At 30.7% G+C, this 17,434-nt stretch carries 18 protein-coding genes and 2 tRNA genes; 4 read left to right on the top strand and 16 right to left on the bottom strand.

The features are described from left to right. The first annotated feature begins 121 nt into the window (after positions 1–121). Positions 122–589 (top strand): hypothetical protein, encoded by a 468-nt coding sequence (locus EQM05_RS00225; RefSeq protein ID WP_128747879.1) that lies wholly within the window; start codon positions 122–124, stop codon positions 587–589. Positions 590–787: 198 nt separating this feature from the next. On the opposite strand, the gene EQM05_RS00220 is transcribed toward EQM05_RS00225, so the two are convergent. The 7 genes from EQM05_RS00220 to EQM05_RS00190 all read right to left on the bottom strand — a co-directional run bounded on the left by EQM05_RS00220 (position 788) and on the right by EQM05_RS00190 (position 6,287). Further along, positions 788–1,336, bottom strand: coding sequence for an ATP-binding protein (locus EQM05_RS00220; RefSeq protein ID WP_128747878.1), 549 nt, complete (start codon positions 1,334–1,336; stop codon positions 788–790). A 20-nt stretch (positions 1,337–1,356) separates the two neighbouring features. Then, complete coding sequence (locus EQM05_RS00215; protein ID WP_128747877.1) at positions 1,357–1,731, bottom strand: ASCH domain-containing protein; 375 nt, start codon at positions 1,729–1,731, stop codon at positions 1,357–1,359. Further along, a complete protein-coding gene (locus EQM05_RS00210; RefSeq protein ID WP_128747876.1) occupies positions 1,709–2,761 on the bottom strand; it encodes a hypothetical protein in 1,053 nt (350 codons plus the stop codon). The genes EQM05_RS00215 and EQM05_RS00210 overlap by 23 nt, the downstream gene beginning before the upstream one ends. Before the next feature lie 49 nt (positions 2,762–2,810). Continuing rightward, the gene (locus EQM05_RS00205; RefSeq protein ID WP_128747875.1) at positions 2,811–3,173 is read right to left on the bottom strand and encodes an ASCH domain-containing protein; all 363 of its coding nucleotides are present in this window, start codon (positions 3,171–3,173) and stop codon (positions 2,811–2,813) included. Positions 3,174–3,639: 466 nt separating this feature from the next. Next, positions 3,640–3,716: transfer RNA gene (locus EQM05_RS00200), tRNA-Arg, on the bottom strand. Between the two features lie 275 nt (positions 3,717–3,991). Then, entirely contained in the window at positions 3,992–5,323 is a 1,332-nt protein-coding gene (locus EQM05_RS00195; RefSeq protein ID WP_128747874.1) for a transposase, read from the bottom strand. Positions 5,324–5,411: 88 nt separating this feature from the next. After that, positions 5,412–6,287, bottom strand: coding sequence for a MurR/RpiR family transcriptional regulator (locus EQM05_RS00190; protein ID WP_128747873.1), 876 nt, complete (start codon positions 6,285–6,287; stop codon positions 5,412–5,414). A gap of 171 nt (positions 6,288–6,458) precedes the next feature. Between EQM05_RS00190 and EQM05_RS00185 the strand changes: the two genes are divergently transcribed. Both EQM05_RS00185 and EQM05_RS00180 read left to right on the top strand, forming a co-directional pair. Next, positions 6,459–6,782 (top strand): phasin family protein, encoded by a 324-nt coding sequence (locus EQM05_RS00185; RefSeq protein WP_128747872.1) that lies wholly within the window; start codon positions 6,459–6,461, stop codon positions 6,780–6,782. Between the two features lie 56 nt (positions 6,783–6,838). Beyond that, positions 6,839–8,440: an AarF/ABC1/UbiB kinase family protein gene (locus tag EQM05_RS00180; RefSeq protein WP_128747871.1), complete on the top strand. Its 1,602-nt coding sequence runs from the start codon at positions 6,839–6,841 to the stop codon at positions 8,438–8,440. Positions 8,441–8,478: 38 nt separating this feature from the next. Here EQM05_RS00180 and EQM05_RS00175 read toward each other — a convergent pair whose 3' ends face one another. Further along, positions 8,479–11,115 (bottom strand): YhgE/Pip domain-containing protein, encoded by a 2,637-nt coding sequence (locus tag EQM05_RS00175; RefSeq protein WP_164917144.1) that lies wholly within the window; start codon positions 11,113–11,115, stop codon positions 8,479–8,481. Positions 11,116–11,321: 206 nt separating this feature from the next. After that, positions 11,322–11,888, bottom strand: a complete 567-nt coding sequence (locus EQM05_RS00170; RefSeq protein WP_128747869.1) for a TetR/AcrR family transcriptional regulator — start codon at positions 11,886–11,888, stop codon at positions 11,322–11,324. A 208-nt stretch (positions 11,889–12,096) separates the two neighbouring features. Between EQM05_RS00170 and EQM05_RS00165 the strand changes: the two genes are divergently transcribed. After that, on the top strand, positions 12,097–12,990 hold the full coding sequence (locus EQM05_RS00165) for a phosphatidylserine decarboxylase (RefSeq protein ID WP_128747868.1): 894 nt from the start codon (positions 12,097–12,099) through the stop codon (positions 12,988–12,990). On the opposite strand, the gene folK is transcribed toward EQM05_RS00165, so the two are convergent. From folK to EQM05_RS00130, 7 genes are all read right to left on the bottom strand, one after another. Next, on the bottom strand, positions 12,982–13,812 hold the full coding sequence (gene folK / locus EQM05_RS00160) for a 2-amino-4-hydroxy-6-hydroxymethyldihydropteridine diphosphokinase (RefSeq protein WP_128747867.1): 831 nt from the start codon (positions 13,810–13,812) through the stop codon (positions 12,982–12,984). The two genes, EQM05_RS00165 and folK, sit on opposite strands and share 9 nt — an antisense overlap. A gap of 31 nt (positions 13,813–13,843) precedes the next feature. Then, positions 13,844–14,656, bottom strand: a complete 813-nt coding sequence (folP, locus tag EQM05_RS00155) for a dihydropteroate synthase (protein ID WP_128747866.1) — start codon at positions 14,654–14,656, stop codon at positions 13,844–13,846. 14 nt (positions 14,657–14,670) lie between these two features. Beyond that, positions 14,671–15,156: an HD domain-containing protein gene (locus tag EQM05_RS00150; protein WP_128747865.1), complete on the bottom strand. Its 486-nt coding sequence runs from the start codon at positions 15,154–15,156 to the stop codon at positions 14,671–14,673. A gap of 12 nt (positions 15,157–15,168) precedes the next feature. Next, positions 15,169–15,720: a GTP cyclohydrolase I FolE gene (folE, locus tag EQM05_RS00145; protein WP_128747864.1), complete on the bottom strand. Its 552-nt coding sequence runs from the start codon at positions 15,718–15,720 to the stop codon at positions 15,169–15,171. 162 nt (positions 15,721–15,882) lie between these two features. Further along, positions 15,883–16,077 (bottom strand): hypothetical protein, encoded by a 195-nt coding sequence (locus tag EQM05_RS00140; RefSeq protein ID WP_128747863.1) that lies wholly within the window; start codon positions 16,075–16,077, stop codon positions 15,883–15,885. 75 nt (positions 16,078–16,152) lie between these two features. Next, positions 16,153–17,262, bottom strand: a complete 1,110-nt coding sequence (locus EQM05_RS00135) for a hydrolase (protein ID WP_128747862.1) — start codon at positions 17,260–17,262, stop codon at positions 16,153–16,155. Between the two features lie 61 nt (positions 17,263–17,323). After that, positions 17,324–17,400: transfer RNA gene (locus EQM05_RS00130), tRNA-Arg, on the bottom strand. Positions 17,401–17,434 lie beyond the last annotated feature (34 nt).

The following is a 17,434-nucleotide window of genomic DNA, read 5'->3' as shown; positions in this document are numbered from 1 at the left end:
TGGTTTCTAGATATATTCTTTCATGTAAATACTATTCATACTTCAATATCTTTAATTTTATGCCTTTTCTTATATGCGCATGCCTGGATTCTCTTAATAATAATTGAAGGGACTGACTTACTTGCAATCAAATAAACACAATGATTATATCTTTATACATAAATTTAGGAAGGATAATATTAATTTAAGGATTACTAAAATAATAGGTACTATTAGTATAATTTATACTATATTTGAACTAATTCACTTGATTAACTTAAGTCATATTATAGTAACTTTATTAAGCATATTAATTATAATTACTCTGTTAACTCTGCAAATAACATTTTTAATATATACTAAAAACAATAGAATACCAGATATATTGATTAATAATACTGAATTAATATTTACTAAAGGAATTTTTAGAAAAAAAGAAATAATTTTGATTAGCGATATTCAAAAAGTTAAAATAAACAAATATGATGAAATAATTGAGTTTGTTACAAATAATAATAAAAAAAATATAATTCATTTAATTCCATTTTCAAAAGAAGATAAAGAAAGCTTAATAGATATATTTAATAATTTCAATTTAAAACAACAATAGCATCAAATTTTTTACTGATATTGGAGGATATTTTAATTTGCAGTAGATTACGTTTTTTAGACAAATTTATAATTTCTTATAGCAAAATTGGGGACTATTTTATACCAATAGTCTCCAATAAATCTTATCCGCTATGTAATCGAAATGTTAATGATAAGAACTTAATAATATAAATGATCCTTAACAAATATATAAAATCTATGCCGATATAATACTTTTAACAAAAGTTAGCATTTTATTAGCATTGGATTTTACATTAATAATCTTATATTCAACACCAATATCCTTTGCAACTTCTTTAGCATAGGATATTTCCTCTTCTTGAAATTCTTCTAAAAGAGTTAGATTATATTGTATATTATCTCTGGCTTTTAGCCTTTTTAATATTTCTGCTTCTTCATCCATCAAAACCATTATAGAATTCAGCCCCAAATTTCTAAATGTATCTATACCAATTCTTGTTATTTTCCCAAAACTATTCAATAGACAGAAATGCCCATCCAATAAATAATACTCTTCGACATCTAAATATCTTCTAATGGCTCCTAACAACAGATTTTGATTTTCTGCCACATTATTAACCCTTTTATCAATTGCCACATTTTCAGATTTTAATTTAGCAATTAATTCACTAGCTGAATAATGATTCAATGATAATTCCTCAGATATCTTTTTACAAAGAGTAGTTTTTCCAACACCATGTATACCACCAATAAATATTATATTCTTACATAATGGTCTATTCATTTAAAAACTCACCCTCCCAATTAAATATACATAAATGATTGAGGTGGGTACTTTATTTTAGGGTTCAATTCTGTTAATTCTAATGGCTCTTGGTATACCCTAGTTTCTTTTATGCCAATAGCATATCCAGTTTTTCTTTCTGAAAAATATTCAATATAAGAACTCTCATCAATTCCAGCATATAATTTAGTTTGTTCCCAAATGGACTCAGGCTCACCCTTTAATATACCATTAATCTCAAATTCGCCTATAACTTTTCCTATAGGTTTTGTAGCATACACTACAACTACTTTTATATCATCCCTTTTAAATAAATTTTTTCTATACTCATATCTTTTTTCACCCGTGAAAATTCTCTCTGCATATTCCGGTTTAATCGATAATAAAACTTTCATTTACCTCACCCAATTCTAATATTTTTTCAAACTCATCATCGCTTAGTGGTACTGCTACCCAACGTTCATTCCTATCAAGTCCAACTTTTTCTATTAATTCTTGCCTAATAGGTCTTTTAGGCAAAGCTAAGTTATATAACATTTTTATCACATATTTATACTTCTTAACTTTCCAAAAATATTTTAATTCATCTTCATTAAAAACACTATGCTTTGAACAATATTTATAGAATTCATCATAATCTTTAAATTCACTGATATGCTTTATTTTTTCAACAACACATATAGAAGTCGCTACAGAAGAATATTCTGCAGTTTTACCTTTATCCGCCGTTCTATAAATGACTATTACATCACCTTTCCCATATATATTTAAATTTAAAGCACCTGAAAGATATATTTTTTGAATACTATTTGTAAAAGGCGTATCCTCTACTACGTGATTTTTCTCAGTTTTAAGCTGAGAGTTAGGAAACATTCTCGTATGAAATTCAGGTTTAATTGATAACATAAACTTACTATTATTTCTAATATCAATTTTTGGGTAATCTAATAAAATATCACCAGATACCTTATCCAAACACTTAATATATACTTCCTCTAATCCAGCTTTACTTTTTTTAATTCCATAATATTCAAAACCATATTTTAATAACAGCCTAATTAATGTATCATGTTTCTTAAATATCGTAACATATGCTTCTTCATAATCATTTATAAAAATCTTATCTATTATTATTTTTATAAATCTTTCACCAAGCTTAGTACCATGTGCATCTATCTTAAATGTGCCTACCTTTAATCTCCTTTTCTTTTTAAGAGTAGGCGTTATAGAAGTATCTTCATCGTTTTCTTCTTTCAAATATAAGAAACCAACAATTCCTTTATCATCCAATACAAATGCACTTTCACCCTTTTGAGCCTTCTTATTAAACCATTCATCAAACCCGGGATAATCCTCTTTTAATGAATCAAAAAATTCATCTTCTAAGTTAATTTCGCTGAACTTTTTTCTTTGAATAACATCCATGGTAACACTCCTTAATTATAATATATAATACAATTTCACCACATATATACTACTGGTGGGATGCCTTTATATCTTCAACCTTAAACTTTATCGCAATAACCCCATTTTTTTCTTCTTGCTCTGGTGAGTATATACTATAAATTCTGTTTAATATTTCATTTATATTTTGATTGTTGTACCCAAAATAATGTAGAGGAAACATATTATACAATTGTTTAAACGTCATGAACTTATATATTTCTTCAACTGTTACAAAAATAAATTCACCTAGTTCTGGAAGTCTATAAAAAATTATTTTATCGCCTACCTTTATTTTTTTCCTTTTTTCATCATTTAGTCTAACTTCCATAATCTTATTATTATATTTGATGTTATAAAACTCTTCCGATTTTAATCTCATTTTATGCAGCATATTAAACCACCTATTTAAATTCTTCAGTTATATTATGCTTAATAATTTACCTTATATCTATTATCATCTTTTTTATATCTATACTAACATATGTTCGATTTAGAGTAAATAATTATATTTTCCTATACATTCATAAAAAATAAATTGAAAATTAGATAGAAGAAACTTCTAAAACTAAAAATTGCTCCATAATAGTAACTTTATCCGATAATACGACTTCATCTTTAAAATTGCTAAAGAAAAAAGATATTTTAAAAAATAGCAAGTTAATGCTGTTGATTTTAAAAAAGATGATAAGAAAAAAGATGATGAATATATCTTCCATTCGATATACGGTAGGCCTATAAATCCAGATTATGTAACAGAAAATTTCCTCGGACAAGCAAAAGACAACCAACACTTTAAAAATCACTTAACAAATTTTTATTACTAAAGCCTATAACGTGTTGATGTTATAGGCTTTTCTTGGTGCGCCTGAAGGGATTTGAACCCCCGACCAACGGTTTAGGAAACCGCTGCTCTATCCAGCTGAGCTACAAACGCGTATATAATGTTTTAATACTATATTAGTTTATTACAAATTTAATATGGTGTCAATATTTTATGGCTTTATCCAGCCTTGAAAGGTGAAATTGTTTCTGTCTGCTAAATTCAACTTATTTTCTTTAAACGCCATGTTATCCACAATTCTTTTTTCTGGATTTATACTTATCCACAAAAATATCCGGCACTACACCAATTTGTTTTTCTTGTGGATAAATTTTTTGTTCAAGTTAAATTTACTCTTGGCAGACATCACTTCCTTTGATATAATCATTTTAGGCGGTTGATATGCTATGCATATCAACTTGAAATATATCTTCCCTTGTTAGTTGCTGTCCAAAGCTTGCTAGCAGGTCAGAGGATATATTTTTTTGTTTCTTTTTTATATCATTGGCTTTCAAATAATACCATTCATACAGTTGCTTGATTGTATCAGATATCTGCAGCATCAGGTAATGATTCTTCATCGCTTGGACATTCCAGCTGCATACATGTGTGATATTTCCCTGCCAGTTTTTCTGACGATTGAAGCCTTCATTTTCTATTTTCCAGCGTTTTCTTCCCGCAGCCGCTAAATTTTCCGCATTTTTGTCTGTAATCCTAAGACTGGTCAGCCACTGGAATTCTGTCCATACATTTTTCCCTTTTATTACTTTTTCCTCCCAGTATCTAAGCATATTTACGGGTTTTTCTTTGTAATCTATTTCATTCACATATTCCGCATGACCTGATGTTCCCTTCTCTGGTATTGCTTCATATTCTGCGGCAATACTTGGGATACTCCCGGTTTTATACCTGATAATAAAATCCCAGTGATTTTTTCTGCATATCTCCATAACTTTTTCTGATGCATACAGGCTATCCGCCAACAATATTATTGGAAGGCGCGGAAATCTTTTTTTCAGCTTAGCTGCAAGTCTTTGAAACGCCTTAGTTTCACAGTCCTGTTTACGCTCTTCCTCACTCATACTTTTTTGACGCAGAGCGTCTTCTCCATTATTCTCCACAAACTCACTTGCTATACTTACAATCAGTTTTTCTCCCAAAACGATTTTTGCTTCTAGAACATCGCTGTGATAACTGACTTTTTCATCCACTGTTCCTTTATTGTGATGTCTTTCAAGGCATTGCTCATTGATCTGGCGACTTCCGGAATATAACTGTGACCCATCAACAATCAAAAGCCATTTCTTCTGATACCTGGCATCATCAAATGTCTTTCTTCGTATCAGACTATACACCATGGACTGCTGGATTTCCTGCAATTGAGACGTAGCCAACTTCTCCAGATATTCATTTACGGTTACTCCGTGTGGGAGATATGACCTATCACTTTCTCCAAGAAAGTTCATAATGTTTTTTACCACCTTGTCATCATTAAACTCATATGTCATAGATTGCATGCTTACAAGCCCAGCTATTCCTTTGTAATACACAGTTCCAAGCATTACTTTATTGGAATAATCAATATAGCTTTGATGCCTAGGATCCAGCGTCCCTGCAAACTTCTGAAACAACTCAGGAAAATACTTCTTTTGGATTTTATTACATTCTGCCGCTGGATTTTTTTCTATTCTCCGATTTATACGATCCTGTTCTCTTCCCATTTTTACCTCACTGCGAATAAGTTTTTATATTATTTTACTACACTTATTGCAGATTGGCATGAAATCAGATTAATTTGTGCGAATTTTTTTACCTTTCATAGCTGGGCTTTATCTTTTTTATTGCTATTACTCTTCTTGAATTTTCAAGATATTTTTTCACCTGGTCAAACTGAATGCTTGCTACTGCTGCAAATAAAATATCTATTACATTCAGCTGTGCTATCCTTGATGACATAGCCCCGCTTCTTATTGTTATTTCAGGTGCTGAAACAAATAAATTTATATCACACAGTTCACTTATTGGATTTTGACCATATTTAGTAATACTCACAGTGGTTGCTCTTGATTCCTTTGCCACTCTTATGGAATCATAGGTATCTTTTGTATTACCAGAGTAAGAAATTGCAAAGGCAACATCACCTTTTTTCAAATTTGATGCAGATGCAATCTGCATATGGGTATCTGAGTGAGCAGTTACTACTTTATTTATTCTAGAGAACTTTTGAAAAGCATCATAGGCAATTAAATAGGATGCTCCTACTCCGTAAAAGTCAATTCTATCTGCCTTAATAATGGCATCTATAACCTTTTGCAGCTTATCGAAGGATAATATTTTTAATGTATCATCTATAGATTCCTTATTATTATTGCTTATATTTTGTACTATAGTCTTTAAATCGTCTCCGGGTTCTACATCACTATATTGGTTTTGTAAAGTTTCCATTGTATCATTTAATGCAATATCCCTTGTAATGCTTATTTTAAAATCTTTGTAGCCGCTAAATCCCAGCATTTTACAAAGTCTGACTACAGTTGCTTCACTGGATTTACTATTTTTAGCCAGGTCACCTATAGACAAGCTAGAAATTTCACAAGGCTTACTTAATATAAATTGAGCCACCTTTTTTTCCGATGGACTTAATTCTTTTAGAATTTCCCTAATCTTAATTAAACTACCTGCCATAGTTTATCCTCCTTGTATGTATATAATTTATTATACCAACTACAACAAAACTTTTACAGTAATATTTATAGTAATTACATGTATTATTGATATTTTTCAATTAACAATTAATTAATATACATAATTTTTACCCGCATGGTATAATATACATATGAGTAGGAGGGATTTTTTATGGTAGATGAAATAAAAAATATTTTATTGGCAGGCATAGGATCAGCTGCTTACACATATGATAAAGCAACAAAATTAGTTGATGAATTTGTTCAGAAGGGTAAGCTTACCGTTGATGAGGGCAAGGAATTATCTGAGGAATTAAAGAGGACCATAAAAGACAAAACTGTAGATATAAAAGACAAAGCAGAAGATTATAAACCTTTAACAAAAGAGGATATGGTTTCTTTGCTAAAGAGCATGAATTTTGCTTCAAAGTCAGATTTAGATCAATTAAATGAAAGATTGCAGAAATTAGAAGAAAAATTAAATGAAACTAAATAATTCGATTTGAGACCCAACTAAACAAGTTGGGCTTTTTATTACTTGGAGATGTTTGTATGTATAAAAATTCTGTTCAACGTTTTAGAGAGATTGTAAGGGTTCTGGCTCATTATGGTTTTGGATTTATAGTTGACAGCAAACTTAATAATGAAAGAAAATCTCCTGAGAATCTTAGACGAGCTTTTGAAGAACTAGGACCAACTTTTATTAAAATAGGTCAGATATTAAGCACCAGGCCTGATATTCTTCCTGCAGCATACATTAATGAACTTTCTAATCTTCAGGATAATGCTCCTGCAGAAAAATTTGAAGATATAAGTCATGTGTTTAATACCGAATTTAATTTCAAAATTGAAGATGTTTTTAAGAGTTTTAATAAAGTTCCTTTAGCTTCTGCATCTGTTGCTCAGGTACATATGGCAACTCTAAAAGACGGAAGAAAAGTAATTGTAAAAATTCAACGCCCTGATATTAAGGAAAAGCTGGAAATGGATTTAAGTATATTATATAAAATACTTAAGTTTACAAAGGCAAAATTTACAGATGCCTTAATTGACCCCATTGATGCTATAAATGAAATAATGGAGATAACTGAAAAGGAATTGGACTTTTCAAATGAAGCTGACAATTTAATTAAATTTAGAAAGCTTAACTATAATGTCGCCTTTGTTTACAGTCCATATGTAATTCAGGAGCTTTCAGGAACCAAAGTCATTACAATGGAAAATATAGATGGCTTTAAAATTACTGATATGAAAAAGCTTAAGGATGGAGGCTATGATTTAGATGATTTAGGTAAAAAACTTGCTCTTTCCTATTTAAAACAGGTATTTGAAGATGGATTTTTCCATGGTGATCCCCATCCTGGAAATCTGCTTATAAGAGGCGGTCAGATATGCTTTATTGACTTTGGGATTATGGGTAACCTGTCTTCTTCTTTGAAAAGTGCTCTCAATGACGCAATGGTCAGTGTAGCCAACAAAGATCCTGATTTAATGATATCAGTAATAATGTCTATTGGTATAAAAAAGGGCGTTGTAAACAGAAACAAACTATATGAAGATATAGATAACTTATTCTCTGCATATCTAAATACATCACTAAAAGACATACAGTTATCAGTAATGCTTCAGCAGGTATTTGAAAGTGCAAAAAGGAATAACATCAGGCTTCCTAAGGATCTTACATTATTAATTAGGGGATTTGTCATAATAGAGGGAGTGGTTGCAAGTATTTCCCCGGAAATAAAAATATTAGATATTGCAGTGCCTTATGTGAAAAATGAAAATAAGAAAAACATATTTAAGGATTTAAATATTGATGAACTGCTTCTTAAAACTTATAATTTTGGCAGGAATTCTTTAAGTCTGCCCTCAAAGATAATAGAATTTATTAACAGTATGACTAGTGGACGTGCAAAAGTAAATCTTGAAATTAATAATTTAAGTAAATCCATAGGAGAACTTAACAAAATGGCAAATAGAATGATATTTGCATTAATTATAGCTTCTATGATAATAGGATCCTCTTTAATATTAAATACAAATATCGGCCCTAAGGTATATAACATTTCTATAATTGGAATAACAGGATACTTAATAGCAGCTATAATGGGCTTTTGGCTGTTAATTTCAATTTTAAAATCTGGAAAATTATAAAACCCCATATGATTTGACAAATCATATGAGGCTTCTTTTTAAATTGTAACCTGTTCTTCTTGTTTTTTTCTTTCAATAATCTGCTGCACTTTATCAGCATGACCTTTAAATACAATTGATATAATCAAAAATACTGCTAATACCCCTGCAAGAATTAACATATCCTGAGCAATAACGGCATTATTTGATCCTGAAATTATTTCTCTTAATGCAGAAACACAATATGTGAAAGGCATATATGGATACAATACCCTAAAGAATTTTGGTACAACTTCTATTGGGAATGTGCCTGCACAAGCTGTTAACTGAAATATTAATAATACTATAGATAATAATCTTCCTGCCATGCCAAGTAAAAATACCAGGCACTGAATAACAGCTATAAATACATATGACATAAATATGTTAAATACGAAGAACATTATAATGTTATTTGGTTTTAAACCCAGTGCAAGTACTACTATACTTGCAAGTACTGCCTGCAGTACACCAATATAACCATAGGATAAAAACTTTCCAACCACTAATGATGCTGAACTTACATCTAAGTCTGAATCAACTTTATCGCTTATTACAAAGAACATCATTATTACTCCTACCCATAGTGAAAGAGGAATAAAGTAAGGTGCAAAACCTATCCCATAATTTTTAACAGGATTTACAGGCTTCTCATCTAATGTAATTGGCTGTGACACATAATCTCCCATAACATTTGGGCTGTTTACAAGATTTTTATTAATCTTATCTGATCCATCTTTCATCTTAGTATAAAATTCATTTTCTCCATCCTTTAATTTGCCTAAGCCATCATCCAGACTTGAGGAGCCATCATATAGTTTATTTGCCCCATCTGTTAATTGAGGAATTGATGAACTAAGAGTACCTAGACCATTTTTTAATTGTGTTGATCCATCAGCTAAAGAATTTGTACCTGCAAGTATGCTCTTTGAAGCATTTGAAGCACTTCCCATACCTGATGCTAATTGTTTAGTGCCATTGTTTAATGAATTCATTCCCTCTAGTAAACCTGGCTGACCATTATATCCTGCATTTACTGCTGCATTTAATTGTGACACTCCACTTGATAAGGCATTAAGTGCCCCCTTTGAAGAGTTATACATAGTACTAATCCCTGCTACCAATGATGGCTGTTTTGTTAATGGATTTATTCCATTTACACCATTTACAGAGGAATCCAATGATGCAATTGCAGGTGAAAGCTGTTTTGTTACTCCATTGTTAACTGAAGTAACTGCAGCTACAAGACTTGGCCTTGAAGCTGTTCCAACGTTAACTGCTGTGTTAAGTCCTGCTACTGATGCTACAAGACTTGGCATACCTGGTGCACCTGTGTTTACAGCAGCATTTAACTTTTTAGTACCAGCATCCAGATTAGAAATCCCACCTAATATTGCAGCTAAATACTGACTTTTTTTTGCAGGATCAGTGGTTTGATTATAAGCAGTCACTAAATTATTTAACTGTCCTGTTGCATTTGATAAATCATTTACAGACTTACCTAGGGCCGGCATTGCATTATTTAGTGAGTTAACTCCTGCTCCCAAGCCCTTTGCAGGATCTGTATTTGCTATTCCATCATATAATGCACTAACACCTGAATTTAAGCTTGGGTGGCTTGCATCAGTGCCAACATTTACTGCTTTATTTAATGCTGCTACTCCTGCCCCTAATCCTTTGGTTGGATCAGGGTTTGTTACTCCGTCATTAATCATTTTAAGTGCAGTATCCAATCCAGCTTGGCTACTTGATTGTCCATTAATAGCAGTGTTTAGGCTTTGTAATCCTCCCCCAACTTGTTTAAGACCGCCATATAATTGCGACGCACCATTGTTGATCTGATTAGAGGCTGTATTAGCCGAATCCAGACCTGATGATAATTGTGAAACTCCATTTCTTAATCCTAGTGCATTACCGCTTCCGTCTACTGCGGAAGTAGTTATTCCATCATTAAGTTTTTTTGAACCATCATATAACATAGAAATACCATGATCTATTTCCGGCACTTTATCTTTAATTTGTCCTATGCCGTCTTTTAATTGACCGGTTCCGTTTTTAGCATCTACTAATCCATCGTATAATTTCTTACTTCCATCTGAACCTTGATTTAATCCATCCTTTACATCATATAAGTTTTCAAATGTTACTTTAGTGTATTCCTTTGTAATATTTTTTGTAATTTCATCTTTCAGTTCCATTGAAACCTTACTGTCAATCTGAGATACAATAAAGTTCTTTTTATCATTTGAACTGTAAATAATCTTTGGCTGTACTGGTTTACCATCCTTGGCACTTAAGATATCCTTAGAAAAATTTTCTGGGATCACAAACATGGCATAGTAACCATTCTTCCCATTTAAACCTCTCTTTGCCTCATCATAGCCGACAAATTTCCATCCAATTTTATTATCATCCTTTAAATTGTCAACTATGTCTTTTCCGTAGTTCGCTTTTACTCCGTCTTTTGTACTGCCTGAGTCCATATTTACTACTGCTACAGGCATATCCTGCAGGCGGCTGTATGGATCCCAAAAGGCATAAAGATAAAGTAAACTATATAGAAGAGGTACAATTATTATAGCTGTTACTGAAACTCTGATAAATCTGTTTTTAAAGATGCTCTTGATATCTCTTCCGGCAACTTTTAAAAAGTTCATTTTATCACCTCGCATATAATTTACATTTATACTGACTACTCAGTATAAACTGACTGGTCAGTTATATTTATATAATATTTCTGCAGCTAAGTCAATATATAAAATGTTAACAATTTATTACAGGCAGCTGTTACTTGGAAAAAATAAGCATAAAAAAATACCTAAACCATTTGATTTAGGTAACTGTGACTTGGGGAAAAATGGTATTATGCTTCTATGCCCTCAAGGATATATCCTATTAAGGTATCAATTACATATTCCAAATCGCCTTTTCCTTCATTAATTAATTCATAAACAGCAGCTGAGAATAACGTTCCAAAAAAAGTATAAGCCATAAATGAAGCTTCTCCTTTTTTTATAATTCCCTGATCCATTGCTTCTTCCAAATATACCTGTATATTCTTTATATACTCATGTATAGAATCCCTCAGTTCAAGCTGTCTAAGCTCCTTGCCCCATAATTGGCTCATCATTACTTTAAAAAAATCTCTGTTTTGATATACCAGACTTAATTGAATTTTACATAATATTTTCAGCTTATCTAAAGGACTTTTTACATCCACTACTGCATCCTCTACCTGTTCTCTAATTACATTCATTCCTTCGGATATAATATATTTAAATATTTCCTCTTTACTTTTAAAGTGATAATATAATGTACCTTTTGCTACCCCGGCATTTGCAGCTATATCATCCATAGTTGCTCCATCATATCCCTTATCAGAAAATATCTTTATAGCAGATTGAAATATTGATTTTTTTGTTTTATTCATAAATCTTCACCCCAGTTTAAAAAAACTTATACCAGTCAGTCTATACAATATAATTATACTATTATATATTTTCAACACAATAGTTTAATAAAATATTAGTTTAATTTCACAAAATATTCTGTAATTATTTTAAATGGCTACTCTTTTTACTAAATATAATATATAATTGTGATATTATTTTAATTAAAATATGTAAAAGGGGCATAAAATGATTAAATTTTACAACAGAAAGACGAAAAAATATGAAATTGAAAAGATTGCAGGAGAAAAATATTTAAATTGGACTTATTCTTCTCCAATAGGTATGACTTTACTAGAAGCACTTGTAAAAAAGAAATTGTTTAGTAAAATTTATGGATGGTATTGTGATACCAGGTTTAGCAGAAAAAAGATACCACAATTTATAAATGAATTCCATTTAGATGTATCCTCTTTTAAAGAATCTGTAGATTCATATAATTGTTTTAACGATTTTTTTGCAAGAAAATTAAATAACAGTGCACGTCCAATTAATAATAATGATGAAATTTTAATTTCACCTGGTGATGGAAGGCTCACAGTTTATGAAAATATAGATTTAAATAATATTATTCAGGTAAAAGGAATTACTTACAGCTTAAGAGAATTAATAGATAATGGTGAAACTGCTTACAGATTTGCAAATGGAACTTGTTTAATTTTAAGGCTATGCCCTACAGATTATCATAGATTTCATTTCGTTGACTATGGTATCTGTGAAGAAACAAAAAGGATAAAGGGCGACTACTATTCAGTAAACCCTATTGCGCTTAATAAAATTCAAGGGTTATTTTGTAAAAATAAAAGAGAATGGAGTATTTTCCATTCAAAAAACTTTGGGGATATACTTCATGTTGAAGTAGGAGCTACTTGTGTAGGCTCCATTATTCAAACATATAAGCCTAATTCACAGGTTTCTAAAGGCAGTGAAAAAGGTTATTTTAAATTTGGCGGCTCAACTACAATATTATTCTTTGAGAAAAATAAAATTAAAATAGATGAAGATATAGTTTCCCAAAGCAGCATGGGCTTTGAAACCCATGTAGTTTTTGGAGAAACTATAGGTCATAAACAATTACTTTAACTTTTGATTTTCAGATAATTCTGCTTCAATATCTATAATTCTTTTATTCAATATTGGATGAACCATATATGGTGCTATTTCACAGAGGGGCTTAATTACAAAAAGCCTCTCCGCCATTCGTGGATGAGGAATTATAGTATGCTCATCATAACTTATTAAATCATCATATAATAGTATATCTAAATCTATGGTTCTTGGTCCCCATCTTATAATTCTTTCTCTCTTAAGCTGCTTTTCAACGTCTAATAGAAAGTCCATTAATTCGCCTGGCTGGAAAAGTGTTTTTATTTCTATGACACAATTAATAAAATCATCCTGATCTAAATATCCAACAGGTTTAGTTTCATAAAACTTAGACTCCTTAGTAACTTTATTATAAGTATTGGAGCTAATTAATTTTATGGCATCCTTTAAGTTCTTTTCTTTATCACCCATATTGGATCCAATTCCAATATAAACTACATGTCTTTTACGTTCTATTTCAACCCCGGCATATTCCAAAGGCTTACCAATTGGAGCCCAGGGTTTTTTAAGTAAGACTTTAACACTATTAACAATTTCATAATTCAATAATATAAATTCAGCTATTTTCTCAGCAGCAGTTTCTATAAGATCATATTTTTCTTTTTTAAACTCATTTTCTACTTCATGGCATAAATTAGCATAATTTACGGTTTCATCTAAGTTTTCATGCAATGCGGCTTGTCTTAAGTTTAAATCTAATTCTAATGAAATTATAAACTTTTGGCCTAATTTTTTTTCTTCATCTAAAACACCATGGTATGCAAATATCTCTAAGTTTTTAATATAAATTTTATCCATGTGTATTGTCCCCTTTATTAAAAAACTTAATTTACCTATTTCTCACTATTGCATCAGTCATCATAGCTGCTCTCTTGTTTTCCAGAACATCATGAACCCTTACAAAATCACAGCCTTTCATTATACCAATAACTGTAGTTGCAATTGTGCCTTCCACTCTTTCTTCTGGTGGAACATTTAGAGTATTTCCTATCATTGATTTTCTTGATGTGCCAAGCAATACTGGATATCCCAGTTTATTTAATTTCTCCAGATTATTCATAACGATTAAATTTTGTTCATAATCTTTAGCAAAACCTATTCCTGGATCCAATATAATATTTTCTTTTTTTACTCCGGCTTCTAATGCTATTTCAACACTTTTCTGCAAATCATCTATCATATCCTGCATTAAATTTTCATAATTATTATTTTCCCTGTTATGCATTAAACAGCATGAAACCTGATATTTTGCAGCAACCTTAGCCATATATGTATCCTTTTTAAATCCCCACACATCATTTATTAAATCTGCACCTGCCTTGATAGCTGATTCTGCAACGCTGCCTTTATAGGTATCAATAGATATAGGAATATCTGTTTCTTTTCTTAATGCTTCTATTACTGGTATAACTCTCCTTATTTCCTCTTTTTCATCTACAGGCTTATGGCCTGGTCTTGTTGACTCTCCTCCTACATCAATAATGTCTGCACCTTGTTCTATCATTTTCTTTGCATGTGCAATGGCTTTTTCAACGTTATTAAATTTTCCCCCATCAGAAAATGAATCAGGAGTTACATTTAATATTCCCATTATATAAGTTCTTTTTCCCAAAACAAAATTTTTACTTCCTATTGTAAACATATGTATCCTCCTTTTTAATATATTATGTTGTGATTTTTTTTATCTTCACTCCATTTACATTTATTAATGGAAGCACAATTAAAGCATTTTCTTGAAAGCTTATCACTTTTATAAATTATATAATCTAATGTGTTTTCATCACTGGCCTTTCTATGATTTATAATGGCTTTACAAATTAAATCAATTTCACTTTTATTATAATTTGACTGCTTTAGTATATCCTTTGAAAGATTTGCACTTGCAGCTTCATGAGGTATACCTTCCTCATATTGCTGCCACCTTCCAATATCATGAAGCAGAGCCGCTGCATAAACAATATCCTTTGAATAATTAATTTTTCTTTCTAAGACAATAATGTAAGCTATTCTTGCTGTATCTATTAAATGATTTATGTCATGAGTACAAAATTCTCTGTTTTTCTCCAGATAATTATTTTTATTTAAATACTCATTAAATTTGTCATTGTGAAGTATTAAATTTATTCTATCATTGTTATACATTTATTTTTCTCCCTAGATTAATTTATACACTTCATTTTTTAATTCAGTATTTTCATTAAAAATTCCTCTTGCAGTAACAGTCAGTGTTTTACTTCCAGGTTTCTTAATGCCCCTCATTATCATACATAAATGTTCTGCCTCAATTATAACCATAACCCCTTTTGCATCCAAATTTTCCATAATAGCATCTGCAATTTCTGCAGTCATCTTTTCCTGAATCTGAGGTCTTTTTGCGAAAGCATCAACAGTTCTTGCAAGCTTACTTAATCCAGCTACTCTGCCATTTGGAATATAAGCAATTGAAGCTTTACCAAAGAAAGGCAGAAGGTGATGCTCACACATGGAGTAAAAGTTTATATCTTTTTCTATTACAATATCATTATTTTTAACAGTGAAAGTTTTCTTCAAATATTCTGAAGGGTGTTCCTCCAGCCCTGAAAAAATTTCTGTATACATTCTTGCAACCCTATCTGGTGTTTCAATTAATCCCTCTCTGTCAGGATTCTCACCAATGGCTTCAATTATCATTTTAACTGCTTCTTTTATTTTTGCCTTATTAACCATATTATTTTATATTAGATTAATTTTAATCTAACACAATACCTCCTTTTAAATTTCGAGTTTTATTTACTTATTTTGTCATGTTATTCTTACTATATTATATCAGAAAATAGGTGAAACTAATAATTTTCAGCACTAAAAAAAGAAGGTCCCATGACCTTCATATTATTTCAAGCTCTCATATTTACTTAATAATTCCTGAAGCTTTCTAGCCTGCATAGCAGATTCCTCTGCAAAATCTTTAAATGTATCCCTGACTTCAGAATCACTGATTCTCCTGGTATATTCCTGAAAATCACGTGCATTTTCCTGTGTATCTAATAATTTATGTTTTATTATATCTACTGTTGAAAGTTTCATTTTATCTACTCCTCTCTATGTTAATTTTATTTTTTCCATAGAAAGAAGTTTTATTCTTTTAATTTCAACATAGCCTTATTTTGAACTGCTATACCAATTTTTAATAACTGCAGTACTTTCATTACTGGGATAATAGTGCTTATCGCTGCCATCTTCTCCAATAGCAAATATTGAAAACCCTAATAGCCATTTTTCATTTTCAAACTCTCTTCTATATGCTTCAAAGCAATTAGCCTGTTCAATATTATTTATAGTACTGTTTTCATATGGATTCCATGGATGCACTGATGCTTCATCTGTTTTAGGAAAGCCAAGTTCTCCAAAGAAAATAGGTTTATTCCACTTACTATGAAAGTTTTTTACTTCCTGCTTTACATTCTGCTTTCTATTATAAATTTGTGTACTTTCTATAGCATCTGTAATATTTTGAACTGAATTTGTTTTATTATTTGTAAGTTCAAAATATGCCGCAATAGATATAAAATCCAATTTTGAAAAAAACTTATTGTTTAACTTTTTATTATATGCTTCAACAGTGTCAGGTTTCCAATCAGCTGTATACCACCAGCTGGTTCTATATGTAATCAGTCCTTTATAATACTTTCTGACATAATCAGCAGTATCACACCAGTATCCCTCAGCATATTCCATATTTACAAAACTTGTTCCAATATTAAGAGCATCTACATGATAGGGAACAGCTATATCATCAATTAAAACCTTTAAAACATTATTTTTCCAATTCCAAAAGAAATCATTGATATCACTGGGATTCCATGCAGTTTCATATTTACTTCCATTATCTATCCATGGATACGGCTCCAATATAATATTTACTTTTTTCCCTCTAAGCTTTTTAAACAATTTCTTTGCCTTTTCCTCACTTGATTTATCTACAGTCATATTACTTGAGGAAAGGTCCTTTACATTTACAACAATAGGCACATTTAAAGTATTTAATTTAAATTTATCTATATCACTTACCACTTTATCAATATTATAGTCTGTTGATAAATTACCGGATTTTATTTTTGTTTCAAATTTATTATTTAATGTCTTACCCTCTAACTTATTTATATTATTATTTATGAATCCCCTGGAATCAGGATTATTTAAGACAAAGTAAATTACACCTGCTGTTAAAACAACAATTATACTAAATATTATTAATTTCTTGATTTTCATTAATTACCTCCTGTAAATACATTAAAAAAGCTTCTCCACTTAGGAGAAGCTATAAATTCTCTGGTGCGTCAGAGAGGATTCGAACCCCCGGCCCACTGGTTCGTAGCCAGCTACTCTATCCAACTGAGCTACTGACGCACAAATAACATAAACATAATAACACATACAAAAT

Source organism: Clostridium sp. JN-9, assembly GCF_004103695.1.
Classification (GTDB): Bacteria; Bacillota; Clostridia; order Clostridiales; family Clostridiaceae; genus JN-9.
This window is presented reverse-complemented; position numbering and strand designations above follow the sequence as displayed.